We start from the raw sequence: 14,901 nt of genomic DNA, 5'->3' as shown, positions 1-14,901 counted from the left end.
ATGTCAGAAAAATGACTGACTGCTGCATTCCACAGCAAAACCCTGCCTTATACCTGTTTACACACAGAGTTATCCACAAAGATGCTGGTATTTCCTGTTCTCTCCCCAGGTAGAAAGACCAAATCTGACGTAAATAACCCTCAACGTCAGCCATATCGTTCAGATTTATGCATCTCCGTTTCTACTACTCTATATAAGCAGTGCTGGCTTCAGCCCTCATAATCCCGGTTCCATCTTTGAATTACGTACTTCATAAAGCGATAATACCCATACAAACAGTGATTCCTGGACCACGATGAGACACACTCTGCAACGCTACGCTATACGTAAACGCCCAATGAAACTCGGTACAACCGTGATTCTCATGGTCAGTGCCGTACTCTTTTCCGTGCTGCTTGTCGTTCATCTGATTTACTTCTCACAAATCAGCAATATGACGCGTGATGCGTTAGCAAGCAAAGCGCTGGCTGTCGCGCGAACACTGGCAGACTCTCCAGAGATCCGCCGCGGTCTGGCAAAAAAGCCCAAAGAGAGTGGTATTCAGGAAATTGCCCTGGCGGTAAATAAGAGCAACGATTTCTTGTTCATCGTTGTCACTAATATGCAAAGCATCCGTTATTCGCACCCTGAAGCGCAGCGAATCGGTCAACCGTTTAAAGGTGACGACATTTTACTGGCGCTACAAGGGAAAGAGAACGTCGCCATTAATCGCGGCTTTCTGGCTAAAGCACTACGCGTCTTTACTCCTATCTATGATGAAAATCACCGGCAGATTGGCGTCGTGTCGATCGGCCTGGAGCTAAGCAGGGTTACCGAACAGATCAATGACAGTCGCGGTAGCATCATTTGGTCCATCTTATTTGGTGTTCTGGTTGGGTTGTTGGGCACATGGGTGTTGGTTAAGGTCCTTAAGCGCATTCTGTTTGGCCTGGAGCCTTATGAAATATCCAACCTGTTCGAACAACGCCAGGCAATGTTGCACTCTATAAAGGAAGGCGTTATTGCCGTTGACGAAAGTGGTGAAGTGACACTGATAAACCAGGCAGCGCAGGAGCTTCTTGATTACCGTAAATCACAAGACGATGAGCAACTCTCAACGCTCAGCCATGCGTGGTCGCAAGTGGTCGATCTTTCAGAAGTATTACGTGATGGGACGCCACGCCGTGATGAGGAGATCACGGTAAAAGATCGGCTACTCTTAATCAACACCGTGCCGGTACTCAGTAACGGTAAGATCATCGGGGCCATTTCAACGTTCAGAGATAAGACGGAAGTCCGTAAGCTCATGCAACGTCTGGATGGTATGGTCAACTATGCCGATGCACTTCGTGAACGATCCCACGAATTCATGAATAAGTTGCACGTGATTCTGGGCTTATTGCACCTGAAAAGTTATAAGCAGTTGGAGAATTATATCATTAAGACTGCGAACAATTATCAGGAAGAGATCGGCTCACTGTTAGGCAAAATAAAATCCCCGGTGATCGCGGGTTTTTTACTCAGTAAGATTAATCGCACATCAGATTTAGGCCATTCCCTGGTTATTAGTAATGAAAGCCAATTGCCGGAAAACAGTAATGAAGATCAGGTGGCTGTACTGATTACCGTTCTGGGGAATTTGATTGAAAACGCTCTGGAGGCGCTAGGTCAAGAACCGGGTGGGGAGATCAGCGTATCCTTACACTATCGACACGGCTGGTTGCATTGTGAAGTGAATGACGATGGCCCGGGGATCGCCCCCGAGCATATTGATCACATCTTTGAGAAGGGCGTTTCGTCAAAAGGAACCGAACGGGGAGTAGGTTTAGCGCTTGTTAAACAGCAGATTGAAAGCGTTGGCGGCAATATTTCCGTCGAGTCTGAACCAGGGATCTTCACCCAATTTTTTGTACAGTTACCGTGGAATGGTGAGAGGGCCAGCAGATGATCAATGTCTTAATTGTCGATGACGATGCAATGGTAGCGGAATTAAACCGTCGATATGTGGCGCAACTCTCCGGTTTTCATTGCTGTGGGACCGCCTCTACGCTGGAGAAAGCCAAAGAGATAATTTTTCAAGGCGAGCACCACATTGATCTGATTTTACTTGATATTTATATGCAGAAAGAAAACGGTTTGGACCTGTTGCCCGTTCTGCACAGTGAAGGCTGCAAGTGTGATGTCATTGTCATCTCCTCCGCCGCCGACGCCACAACCATCAAAGACTCACTCCACTACGGTGTGGTTGACTATCTGATCAAACCGTTTCAGGCATCCCGTTTTGAAGAAGCCCTTACCAGTTGGCTGCACAAGAAGACGGAGATGGAAAAACACCAGTACTATGAACAGTCAGAGCTTGACCAACTGATCCATGGCAACTCTTCCAGCGAACAGGAAACGCGGCGCTTGCCCAAAGGGTTAACCCCCCAGACGTTACGTACGCTATGCCAGTGGATTGATGAGCACCAGGATCAAGAGTTTTCTACGGACGAACTGGCAAACGAGGTCAATATCTCCCGCGTCTCTTGTCGTAAATACCTCATCTGGTTAGTCAATTGTCACATTTTATTTACCAGCATCCATTATGGCGTTACTGGCAGACCAGTTTATCGTTATCGTGTTCAAGCCGAGCATTACTCATTGCTTAAACAATATTGCCAATAAAACACATATCTGGGATTATTCGTTATATAAAAGTAACAATTATTAAGATAATGAAAAATCCCTTTTTTGTTTGCTGACGCAGTAAAATAGTGATTTGCGTTAGATCAAATATATTTGTATATGATATGTTAATGCATTATTTTAATACTGACAAACGTCACACTGTTTTTAATTTCAAAATCGCTAACAAAAGTTAATTAAGTATTATCTAACTCACAGAGTGTGTATTTTTACCCATAAAGGATTAGTCTGAAATTAACCAGACATAAAAATCTAGCTGGTAGCAATGGAGAACATGCTACGTACTATGGACACCGTACATTTTTGTGAGCAAATAAAAGTATCCGCGAGCCAACCTCATTACATCATGAACTGGCGTGAGCGTGATCACACAAATAATCCTCTCACCCATTGTGCCGGTGGTTCACGTAATAGCGGAAAACATAAAGCTGATGATAAGCGCCTGGATAACCAGGACAAAATACAGACTGTACAGCGTCAGCCACTGCTCTTCATAACAAGCCCTGCTTCCCATCGCCTGAGGATTCTCTCCTCTGAACAAAGCCACAGAAAGAAAGTTTAATATTTCTAATAATCATAAAGAAACATTTTAACCAGACATTTGAACATTAATCGCAAATACGGACATACCGAATATTGACCATTTTCTGATGCTTATTCCAGCACAAAAGAATGTGGTGCAGATCCATTTTTTAAAAATTGACTGGTTTTTTCGCGAGGGTAAATAAAATGTTATTTAGTATACAACTTCTCATAATATTAATATGTTTGTTTTATGGCGCCAGAAAGGGCGGTATCGCGTTGGGTTTGTTAGGCGGTATCGGTCTGGTCATCCTGGTTTTTGTTTTCCATCTCCAGCCAGGTAAGCCACCTGTAGACGTTATGCTGGTTATTATTGCCGTAGTGGCCGCGTCTGCAACCTTGCAAGCCTCCGGCGGTCTTGACGTTATGCTGCAAATTGCTGAAAAGCTGCTGCGCCGTAACCCAAAATACGTTTCCATCCTGGCACCGTTTGTTACCTGCACCCTGACCATTCTTTGTGGTACAGGCCATGTGGTATACACCATTCTGCCAATCATTTATGACGTAGCCATTAAGAACAATATTCGCCCGGAACGTCCGATGGCGGCGAGTTCTATTGGCGCACAAATGGGGATTATCGCCAGCCCGGTTTCCGTAGCCGTTGTGTCACTGGTCGCAATGCTGGGCAACGTGACGTTTGAAGGCAAGCATCTTGAGTTCCTCGACCTGCTCGGCATCACTATTCCGTCTACCCTGTTGGGTATCCTGGCTATCGGTATCTTCAGCTGGTTCCGTGGTAAAGATCTGGATAAAGATGAAGAGTTCCAGAAGTTTATCTCTGTACCGGAAAACCACCATTATGTGTATGGCGACACCGCTACTCTGTTAGACAAAAAGCTGCCGAAGAGCAACTGGCTGGCAATGTGGATCTTCCTGGCCGCTATCGCCGTTGTTGCCGTGCTCGGCGCAGTATCTGAACTGCGTCCTTCTTTTGGCGGCAAACCGCTGTCGATGGTTCTGGTTATTCAGATGTTCATGCTGCTGACTGGCGCACTGATTATCATTCTGACGAAAACCAATCCCGCATCTATCTCAAAAAATGAAGTCTTCCGTTCAGGTATGATCGCGATTGTAGCGGTGTACGGTATTGCCTGGATGGCGGAAACCATGTTCGGCGCGCATATGTCTGAAATTCAGGGCGTACTGGGCGACATGGTGAAAGAGTATCCATGGGCCTATGCGGTTGTTCTGTTATTGGTCTCTAAGTTTGTAAACTCCCAGGCTGCAGCGCTGGCGGCTATTGTTCCGGTTGCGCTGGCAATCGGGGTAGATCCAGCGTACATCGTTGCCTCTGCTCCGGCATGCTACGGTTACTACATTCTGCCGACCTACCCGAGCGATCTGGCGGCCATTCAGTTTGACCGTTCCGGCACCACCCACATTGGCCGCTTCGTTATCAACCACAGCTTCATTCTGCCTGGTTTGATCGGCGTAAGTGTATCCTGTGTCTTTGGCTGGGTATTCGCCGCAATGTACGGTTTCCTGTAATCACACTTCGCGTGCCGTCCAGTTTTGTACGGCACGCCACCTTTAAGATACAGAGAATTTTTAAATTCCTGATAAAAATGAAAAGGCTGGAAGCAAATGTCAAAAGTTGAATTCACTTACCAGGCGCCTTTCCCGCTGGGGGAAGACAAAACTGAGTACTACCTGCTGACATCCGATCACGTCAGCGTCGGCGAGTTTGAAGGCGAATCAATCCTGAAAGTAGCACCTGAAGCACTTACGCTACTGGCTCAGCAAGCCTTCCACGATGCCTCCTTCATGCTCCGCCCCGAACACCAACAGCAAGTCGCCTCCATTCTCCATGACCCAGAAGCCAGCGAAAATGATAAGTACGTTGCGCTGCAATTCCTGAGAAACTCCGAAATTGCCGCCAAAGGCATATTGCCAACCTGCCAGGATACCGGCACGGCAATTATCATGGGCAAAAAAGGCCAACGCGTCTGGACTGGCGGCGGTGACGAAGCTGCGCTCTCCAAAGGCGTATTTAATACCTATATTGAAGATAACCTGCGCTATTCACAAAACGCGGCGCTGGATATGTACAAAGAGGTGAATACCGGCACCAACCTGCCTGCACAAATCGATTTGTACAGCGTGGACGGTGACGAATACAAATTCCTCTGTGTCGCCAAAGGCGGCGGCTCTGCCAACAAAACCTATCTGTATCAGGAAACCAAAGCGCTGCTGACTCCCGGGAAGCTGAAGAATTTCCTGGTAGAGAAGATGCGCACACTCGGAACTGCCGCTTGCCCACCGTACCACATCGCATTTGTAATTGGCGGTACTTCAGCGGAAAGCACGCTCAAAACAGTAAAACTGGCCAGCACGCACTATTACGACGCGCTGCCGACTGAAGGTAATGCCCATGGTCAGGCATTCCGCGATATTCAACTGGAACAGGAACTGCTGGAAGAAGCCCAGAAACTTGGCCTCGGTGCACAGTTTGGCGGAAAATATTTCGCTCATGATATCCGCGTAATCCGCCTGCCTCGCCACGGGGCATCCTGCCCTGTAGGTATGGGGGTCTCCTGCTCCGCTGACCGTAACATCAAGGCTAAGATTAACCGCGAAGGCATCTGGATTGAAAAGCTGGAACATAACCCAGCCCAGTACATTCCAGAATCACTGCGTCAGGCGGGCGAAGGCGAAGTGGTTAAGGTCAACCTTAACCGTCCGATGAAAGAGATCCTCGCCCAGCTTTCTCAATACCCGGTTTCTACCCGCCTGTCTCTGAGCGGCACCATCATTGTGGGTCGTGACATCGCCCACGCTAAGCTGAAAGAACGTATTGATTCCGGCGAAGGTCTGCCACAGTACGTGAAAGATCACCCAATCTACTACGCAGGGCCGGCAAAAACGCCAGCGGGTTATCCATCAGGCTCCTTAGGCCCAACTACTGCGGGTCGTATGGACTCTTATGTCGATCTGCTGCAGTCCCACGGCGGTAGCATGATCATGCTGGCGAAAGGTAACCGTAGTCAGCAAGTGACAGACGCCTGCCACAAACACGGTGGTTTTTACTTAGGTAGCATCGGCGGTCCGGCAGCGGTGTTGGCGCAGCAGAGCATCAAGCATCTGGAATGCGTGGAGTACCCTGAGCTGGGGATGGAAGCCATCTGGAAAATCGAAGTCGAAGATTTCCCGGCCTTCATCCTGGTTGATGACAAAGGTAACGATTTCTTCCAGCAAATCGTGAGCAAACAATGCGCTAACTGCGCGAAATAAGCCATTCGGCCCGGCACGGGACTGCTCCCAATAGTTGGATACTCAACCATTGGGGTCAGTCCGGTGATCCCCCCGGGCCAACTTTCCCCCTTAATTACTGGCATTGAAATTTTATCGTTCCCGGTAAATAGTAGGCTTTTCCACTCGTTGAAAAATCGCCATGAACCGCACACTCAACACATCGCTGCTCAACGCTGGCGCATTGCTGCTGGCGCTTATCCTTATCTACACCGGTTTTAGTGCCACAGAAAAAATCACCTGGTTGATGGAAGTTACGCCGGTCATTATTGTCGTGCCGCTGTTACTTGCCACGGTAAAGCGCTATCCATTAACACCACTGCTCTACACGCTGATTTTCTTTCACGCCATCATTCTGATGGTGGGCGGCATGTATACCTACGCCAAAGTTCCCATCGGTTTTGAAGTTCAGGAGTGGCTGAATCTGAGCCGCAACCCTTACGACAAACTGGGGCACTTCTTCCAGGGACTGGTCCCTGCACTGACGGCGAGAGAAATTTTAGTGCGCGGCAATATTGTCCATGGGCGTAAGATGCTGGCATTTTTAGTCTGCTGCGTGGCCCTGGCGATTAGCGCTACCTATGAACTGATTGAATGGTGGGCAGCGCTGGCGATGGGTCAGGGTGCTGATGACTTCCTTGGCACACAGGGAGATCCGTGGGACACCCAGTCGGATATGTTCTGCGCCCTGCTCGGAGCATTGACTACAGTAATTTTTCTGGCGCGTATTCATTGTCGACAGCTGCGGCGTTATGCATTAATTGCCACCAACTGATTGCCGGATGTTGCTCACGCTAATCCGGCCTGTGCATGACTGATGTAAATGACCTTATCGATGTAACCAGCCCGGTAACCAGTCACCGTGTGCCGCGATCAGGTCATCCACCAGCGCATAAATTTCCTCAATCCCCAATACCGCAGCGGTGTGCGGATCCATCATTGCCGCGTGATAAACACGATCGCGATTTTCCGTCAGGATGGCTTCCGTCAGCAGTGTCTGCACATTGATATTGGTTTGCATCATTGCCGCCAAATGCGACGGGAGGGTACCAACTTTTGTCGGCTGAATGCCGTTGGCATCGACCAGACAAGCCACTTCAACACAGCAACCTGAAGGCAGATTATCGATCAGGTTGTCATTACGAACGTTGCCATAAATTACGCTCGGTTCACCCGTCCAGAGAGCGTTCATGATAGTGCTGGCATATTCTCGCGACGGTTTAATATCAATACGCGCAGCCGTTTTGTACTCTTCCAGCTCTTGATGCCAGTTAGCCAGTTGTTCCACGCAGCGTTTCGGGTATTCATCCAACGGAACCCTGTAGCGCTCAATCAGATCCTCGCGTCCCGGTTTGATAAACCACGGTGTATATTCGGCAAAGTGTTCAGACGACTCGGTGACGAAATACCCTAATTTTTTAAACATTTCATAACGCACAATGTTCTGACAACGCGTATTACCGTGAATATTCGGTTTCGGAGCCTGCCCTGTTTCATAGGCTGCCAGCAGTTCCGGGTACAGATCCACATAGCTGCCATCAGCAGTTTTGCGTTCCAGCTCCAGATAAAACGCCATATGGTTGATCCCGGCGCTGCGATAGCGCAAAGAGGCTGGGTCGATATTCACATCGCGGGCCAGCTCCTCCGCCGTTCCCTGTACTGAATGGCACAACCCCACCTGCTTAATATGCGGATAACGGGCATACATTGCCCAGGTGTTCATCGCCATGGGGTTGACGTAATTAAGCAGAGTGGCATGCGGGCAGACTTCGGTCATGTCTTCACAAATCTGCCATAAATGTGGAATGGTGCGCAGCGCACGCATAATGCCGCCGGGCCCTAACGTGTCAGCAATAGTTTGCTCGAGCCCGTGACGCTTACAAACCGCAAAATCGGTGACGGTACACGGCTCATAACCACCAATCTGGAACGCGACAACCACAAAATCGGCATCCTGCAATGCCGGTTTTTGTTCAGTATGGCAAGTGATGTGACCGGAAGCGCCAGCTGAATCCATCAGCTTACGCACCACAATATGCGACTCTTCAAGGCGGGTCGCATCGATATCCATTAAGGCAATATGCGCCGATTTCAGCGCCTCACGATGAAAGACATCCCCGAGAATATTTTTTACAAAGATCGTGGAACCGGCGCCGATAAAGGTAATTTTAGGTGCAGACATCATCACTCTCCAGAACGTTGTTGAATATCGTCATGGTGGCACGGGGTTTCCATGAAAACTTCCGGCTTCTGTAATGAGCACTCCCAAAAACTCAGATCCCCCTTCCGTCAACGAACAATCTGAGTTTATGGGATAAAATTGACCAAAAAGCAGAGTATGTGACCCAAAAATCTGACTATCTACACTCGCAGTGGAGCGATTTGCGCCTCAATTCTCAGTCTTATCCATCGGCAAATGGCATGATTCTGATAATTCAGGAAATGGAGCAACCATGAATACGCTGCCAACGCCACACCTCCCCCTTGATCCGCACATGTGCAATAGTGATGAACCGCAGACTCGTAGCCCGCTAACGCTGTACTCTGAATATCAACGTATGGATATCGAACTGCGCCCGCCGCAAGCCATGACCACCAGCCACTGGCATGGCCAGGTGGAGGTCAACGTCCCGTTCGATGGTGATGTTGAGTATCTGATCAATAACGAAGTGGTGCAGATAAAACAGGGCCATATCACGCTATTCTGGGCCTGTACACCGCATCAGTTGACGCGTATCGGCACCTGCCAGAACATGGCGATATTCAATTTACCTATGCACCTGTTTCTCTCCTGGCCACTGGACCGCGAGCTGATCAATCACGTCACCCACGGCATGGTGATAAAATCACTGGCCACACAGCAGTTGAGCACTTTTGAAGTTCAGCGCTGGCAGCAGGAACTAAGCAGCCCGAACGAACAAATCCGCCAGCTTGCCATCGATGAAATTGGCCTGATGCTTAAGCGGTTTAACCTTTCTGGCTGGCAGCCAATCCTGGTCAATAAAACCTCGCGCACACACAAAAACAGCGTATCCCGGCACGCCCAGTTTTACGTAAGCCAGATGCTGAGCTTTATCGCTGACAACTACGATCAAGCACTCACCATCAACGATGTTGCGGAACACGTAAAACTCAATGCCAATTATGCGATGGGGATTTTCCAGCGCGTAATGCAACTCACCATGAAGCAATACATTACCGCAATGCGTATCAACCACGTCCGCGCACTGCTTAGCGATACCGATAAAACAATTCTGGATGTCGCACTGACCGCTGGATTTCGCTCCAGCAGCCGCTTTTACGACACCTTCAACAAGTTCGTTGGTATGTCGCCACAGCAATACCGCAAGCTGAGCCAACAACGGCGGCAATCCTCAACGACCTGAGCACCTGGCAATATCACTATCAGCCAAAAAAATAATTCCCCTGTCGATAAACAGGGGACAGAAACGGCTCAATCCTTTATCTAATAAATTGTTTATAAAGGATAAAAACCTCAAACAGTCTGTTTATTGACCGCTTTACTCACTTATTTATCAGGTAAATACTTGCCCTCGTCACACATCCTCCACTACGGGAAAAGACGATGAAAGTATTAATTGTTGAAAGTGAATTTCTGCATCAGGACACCTGGGTCGGTAGCGCTGTCGAACGTCTGGCTGATGCTTTAAGTCGGCAAAATGTTACCGTCATTAAGTCCACCTCATTCGACGACGGTTACGCCATCCTCGCCGCGAATGAAGCCATTGATTGCCTGATGTTCAGCTATCAAATGGAACAACAAGATGAACACCTGAATGTCAGGCAATTGATCGGTAAGCTTCACGAACGCCAACAAAACGTCCCTGTTTTCCTGTTGGGCGATCGGGAAAAGGCCACTGCGTCACTGGATCGCGACCTGCTGGAGCTTGTCGATGAATTCGCCTGGATTCTTGAAGACAGCGCTGACTTTATCGCGGGTCGCGCCATGGCGGCGATGACCCGTTACCGTCAACAGTTATTACCACCGCTGTTCGACGCCCTGATGAAATACAGCAATGTCCATGAATATTCCTGGGCAGCGCCCGGTCACCAGGGCGGTGTCGGTTTCACCAAAACGCCTGCTGGTCGCCTGTACCATGACTACTACGGTGAGAATCTGTTCCGTACCGACATGGGGATTGAACGTACCAATCTCGGGTCTTTACTCGACCACACAGGCGCATTTGGTGAAAGCGAAAAAAATGCCGCTCGCGTGTTCGGCGCAGACCGTTCCTGGTCCGTGGTAGTCGGAACCTCCGGCTCTAACCGCACTATCATGCAGGCATGCATGACCGATAACGACGTGGTGGTGCTGGACCGTAACTGCCATAAATCTATCGAACAGGGGTTAATCCTCACCGGAGCAAAACCGGTGTATATGGTGCCAAGCCGCAACCGCTACGGCATTATTGGGCCTATCTACCCGCAGGAAATGCAGCCAGAAACTCTGCAGAAAAAAATCAGCGAAAGCCCGCTGACTAAAGGTAAAGCAGGACAAAAACCGTCATACAGCGTCGTAACCAACTGCACCTACGACGGCGTGTGCTACAACGCGAAAGAGGCGCAGGATCTGTTAGCGCAAACCAGCGATCGCATTCACTTCGATGAAGCCTGGTACGGCTATGCCCGCTTCAACCCGATCTATTCCGATCACTACGCAATGCGTGGCGAGCCTGGCGACCATAACGGCCCAACCGTTTTTGCCACCCACTCGACCCATAAACTGCTGAATGCTCTCTCTCAGGCCTCTTACATTCACGTTCGTGAAGGTCGCGGTGCCGTCAATTTCTCCCGCTTTAACCAGGCGTATATGATGCACGCCACCACCTCGCCGTTATATGCCATCTGCGCATCGAACGACGTGGCAGTCTCCATGATGGACGGCAACAGCGGCCTGTCGCTGACTCAGGAAGTGATCGACGAAGCAGTCGACTTCCGTCAAGCCATGGCGCGGTTATACAAAGAGTTCACTACCGAGGGAGACTGGTTCTTCAAACCGTGGAACAAAGAGGTCGTAACCGATCCGCAGACCGGCAAAACCTATGACTTTGCTGACGCGCCAACCCAACTCCTGACCACTGACCAAAATTGCTGGGTGATGCGGCCGGGTGAATCCTGGCACGGTTTTAAAGACCTGCCGGATAACTGGAGCATGCTGGACCCGATTAAAGTCAGCATTCTGGCACCGGGTATGGGCGACGATGGCGAACTGGAAGAGTCCGGCGTACCGGCAGCTCTGGTCACAGCCTGGCTTGGACGTCACGGTATCGTGCCAACACGTACTACCGATTTCCAGATTATGTTCCTGTTCTCAATGGGTATCACCCGTGGGAAATGGGGCACATTAATCAACACACTGTGCTCTTTCAAACACCACTACGATGCCAATACTCCGCTGTCGCAGGTTATGCCTGAACTGGTAGCGGAACATCCCGACTCTTACGCAAACATGGGCATTCACGACCTGGGCGACACCATGTTTGCATGGCTGAAAGAAAACAACCCTGGCAGCAAACTCAATGCGGCCTACTCCGGCCTGCCTGTCGCGGAAATCACCCCGCGTGAAGCTTATAACGCGATAGTAAGCGACAACGTTGAGATGGTGGCCATCGAAAATCTGCAGGGCCGTATCGCAGCAAATTCCGTAATTCCTTACCCACCGGGAATTCCTATGCTGCTGTCCGGTGAAAATTTTGGCGACGCCAACAGCCCGCAGATCGGATACCTGCGTTCGTTGCAGTCCTGGGACCATCACTTCCCTGGCTTTGAACATGAAACCGAAGGAACGGAAATTATTGACGGTGTGTATCACGTCATGTGCGTGAAAGCATAAGTCTTTTTTTGCTTAGTCTGCTTTTCTGCTTTCAAGGTTGACACATGATAATTGAGTAATTCCTGAGTATTGCTGCAAAACAATAACATTGTCATACCTTTTTGCGCGGGACCACCCCGCGCTTTTTTTATACAAAAAAAGCGTATTGCCACTTGCGTAAATAATTATGTACACCGCGATAATTCCTAAAAATATTGTAATTACTTTAAATCACGCTATTTTAACGCAGGTCTTGATTCATCATACAATTCCATTTAACCGGTATTGTTCACCCCTTGGTGAGCAACGGTATTTTATGTTCATATTCCAGGAGTTCGGGTATGAGGGCTTGCAGCAAAGAAGCTTGTGTTGTTGTATTAACGGAGAAAGATGTTTGGTTAAGGATTAACGGAAAAGAAGCCATCAGTTTAAAAGCTAACCATATGGCGTTATTAGCTTGTGAAAATAATATTATCGACTTCTCTTCACTCAATAATGCGCTGGTTGTCCATATCAGCCGCAGTATCATTAAAGATTACTTACGGTTCTTAAATAAAGATCTGTCACAGATCCCCCTCTGGCAACGCAGTGCCAACCCGGTAATGACCGCCGTCTGCCTGACGCCGGATGTCTTTCGGGTCGCCGCTCAACACAGCGTGATGGATAGCCAGAATGAAAGTGAATCCGAACGTAAACGCTCGTTGTTATTCACTGTGTTATCACGTTTTCTCGACAGTAAAAAGTTTATCTCCCTCCTCATGCATATGCTACGCAACCGTATCAGCGACTGCGTTTACCACATCATTGAGAGCGATATTCATAAAGACTGGAATTTAAGCATGGTCGCCAGTTGCTTATGCCTGAGCCCCAGTTTGTTAAAGAAAAAGCTTAAAAGTGAAAATACAAGTTACAGTCAAATAATTACCACCTGTCGAATGCGATATGCAGTTAATCAATTAATGATGGACGGAAAAAATATTTCACAGGTATCTCAGTTGTGCGGATATAACAGCACGTCATATTTTATTTCCGTATTCAAAGAGTTCTATGGCATGACGCCACTGCATTATGTAAGTCATTATCGGGAACGTTCGGCTGCCTGATTTTTAACCATTAAGCGATAAGCCACAATAATATCAGCATTAGCGATACCCCTTTTCCGACATCATAAAATAGCCGTGTGAAGAGGTATGATACGTCGTCATTTATCCTTATCAGGAGTAAAAAAATATGTCGACGGATGCTGATGCTCACAAAGTGGGCTTAATCCCCGTCACCCTTATGGTGTCGGGGAATATTATGGGTTCCGGTGTATTCCTGCTACCCGCAAACCTTGCGTCAACTGGCGGGATTGCAATCTACGGATGGTTGGTCACTATTATCGGTGCTCTGGCACTGTCGATGGTATACGCCAAAATGTCGTCCTTAGACTCCAGTCCCGGTGGTTCATACGCTTATGCACGCCGTTGCTTCGGGCCTTTTTTAGGCTACCAGACTAACGTGCTGTACTGGCTGGCCTGCTGGATCGGTAACATCGCAATGGTGGTGATTGGCGTTGGTTACCTGAGCTACTTCTTTCCTGTCTTAAAAGACCCACTGGTCTTAACGCTAACCTGCGTGGCCGTACTGTGGATCTTCGTTTTGCTGAATATCGTCGGGCCGAAAATGATCACCCGCGTGCAGGCCGTGGCGACCGTGCTGGCGCTGGTGCCTATTGTCGGGATTGCGGTCTTCGGCTGGTTCTGGTTCCGTGGTGAAACCTATATGGCAGCCTGGAACGTCAGCGGCATGAACACCTTCGGCGCAATCCAAAGCACTTTAAACGTCACTCTGTGGTCATTTATCGGGGTGGAAAGTGCCTCTGTGGCAGCAGGCGTAGTCAAAAACCCCAAACGTAACGTTCCTATCGCCACTATTGGCGGGGTGCTAATTGCCGCCGTCTGCTACGTACTCTCCACAACGGCGATTATGGGTATGATCCCTAACGCTGCACTGCGCGTCTCTGCCTCTCCGTTCGGTGATGCAGCACGAATGGCGCTGGGTAACACCGCCGGGGCGATCGTCTCATTCTGTGCGGCTGCAGGGTGCCTGGGGTCACTGGGCGGCTGGACGCTACTTGCTGGACAGACAGCAAAAGCAGCAGCTGATGATGGTCTGTTCCCGCCGATTTTCGCCCGCGTTAACAAAGCCGGTACCCCGGTTGCCGGGTTAATTATCGTCGGTATTCTGATGACTATCTTCCAGTTCAGTAGCATGTCGCCGAATGCCGCAAAAGAGTTTGGTCTGGTCTCTTCGGTATCCGTCATCTTCACGCTGGTCCCGTATCTTTATACCTGCGCCGCCCTGTTGCTGCTGGGCCACGGACACTTTGGTAAAGCGCGTCCACTGTACTTAGTGGTGACCTTCGTGGCATTTGTCTACTGCATCTGGGCCGTGGTTGGCTCTGGTGCCAAAGAGGTAATGTGGTCGTTCGTGATGCTGATGATCATCACCGCGCTGTATGCCCTCAATTACAACCGGATCCATAAAAACCCGTATCCGTTAGATGCTCCGGTTAACCGTAATTAATTTCG

Annotated in this window: 10 protein-coding genes; 9 read left to right on the top strand and 1 reads right to left on the bottom strand. The window is 49.2% G+C overall.

Annotated elements, in window-relative coordinates:
* Positions 1 to 295 precede the first annotated feature (295 nt).
* From OGX98_RS00735 to OGX98_RS00715, 5 genes are all read left to right on the top strand, one after another.
* Positions 296 to 1,927 (top strand): sensor histidine kinase, encoded by a 1,632-nt coding sequence (locus OGX98_RS00735; RefSeq protein ID WP_045438823.1) that lies wholly within the window; start codon positions 296 to 298, stop codon positions 1,925 to 1,927.
* Entirely contained in the window at positions 1,924 to 2,643 is a 720-nt protein-coding gene (gene dcuR / locus OGX98_RS00730; protein ID WP_045438821.1) for a two-component system response regulator DcuR, read from the top strand. Before OGX98_RS00735 ends, dcuR begins: the two co-directional genes overlap by 4 nt.
* A gap of 750 nt (positions 2,644 to 3,393) precedes the next feature.
* Positions 3,394 to 4,734 (top strand): anaerobic C4-dicarboxylate transporter DcuB, encoded by a 1,341-nt coding sequence (gene dcuB / locus OGX98_RS00725; RefSeq protein WP_045438818.1) that lies wholly within the window; start codon positions 3,394 to 3,396, stop codon positions 4,732 to 4,734.
* A 96-nt stretch (positions 4,735 to 4,830) separates the two neighbouring features.
* Entirely contained in the window at positions 4,831 to 6,477 is a 1,647-nt protein-coding gene (gene fumA, locus OGX98_RS00720) for a class I fumarate hydratase FumA (RefSeq protein WP_286594699.1), read from the top strand.
* Between the two features lie 160 nt (positions 6,478 to 6,637).
* Positions 6,638 to 7,270 carry a DUF2238 domain-containing protein gene (locus tag OGX98_RS00715; RefSeq protein ID WP_045438810.1) on the top strand — a complete coding sequence of 211 codons (633 nt, stop codon included), beginning with the start codon at positions 6,638 to 6,640 and terminating at the stop codon, positions 7,268 to 7,270.
* A gap of 54 nt (positions 7,271 to 7,324) precedes the next feature.
* Here OGX98_RS00715 and melA read toward each other — a convergent pair whose 3' ends face one another.
* A complete protein-coding gene (gene melA / locus OGX98_RS00710; RefSeq protein WP_286594698.1) occupies positions 7,325 to 8,680 on the bottom strand; it encodes an alpha-galactosidase in 1,356 nt (451 codons plus the stop codon).
* 268 nt (positions 8,681 to 8,948) lie between these two features.
* Here melA and melR point away from each other — a divergent pair, with 268 nt between their 5' ends.
* The 4 genes from melR to adiC all read left to right on the top strand — a co-directional run bounded on the left by melR (position 8,949) and on the right by adiC (position 14,896).
* Positions 8,949 to 9,881 (top strand): transcriptional regulator MelR, encoded by a 933-nt coding sequence (gene melR, locus OGX98_RS00705; RefSeq protein WP_045438806.1) that lies wholly within the window; start codon positions 8,949 to 8,951, stop codon positions 9,879 to 9,881.
* 200 nt (positions 9,882 to 10,081) lie between these two features.
* Complete coding sequence (adiA, locus tag OGX98_RS00700; protein ID WP_286594697.1) at positions 10,082 to 12,349, top strand: arginine decarboxylase; 2,268 nt, start codon at positions 10,082 to 10,084, stop codon at positions 12,347 to 12,349.
* A gap of 320 nt (positions 12,350 to 12,669) precedes the next feature.
* On the top strand, positions 12,670 to 13,431 hold the full coding sequence (locus OGX98_RS00695) for an AraC family transcriptional regulator (protein WP_286594696.1): 762 nt from the start codon (positions 12,670 to 12,672) through the stop codon (positions 13,429 to 13,431).
* 127 nt (positions 13,432 to 13,558) lie between these two features.
* The gene (gene adiC, locus OGX98_RS00690; protein ID WP_045438795.1) at positions 13,559 to 14,896 is read left to right on the top strand and encodes an arginine/agmatine antiporter; all 1,338 of its coding nucleotides are present in this window, start codon (positions 13,559 to 13,561) and stop codon (positions 14,894 to 14,896) included.
* The last annotated feature ends 5 nt before the right edge of the window (positions 14,897 to 14,901 follow it).

The sequence above is a fragment of the Citrobacter sp. Cm046 genome, from assembly GCF_030333065.1.
In the GTDB taxonomy this organism is placed as follows: domain Bacteria; phylum Pseudomonadota; class Gammaproteobacteria; order Enterobacterales; family Enterobacteriaceae; genus Citrobacter; species Citrobacter murliniae.
The sequence above is the reverse complement of the archived record's forward strand: the minus strand, read 5'-3'. Positions and strand labels throughout refer to the sequence as shown.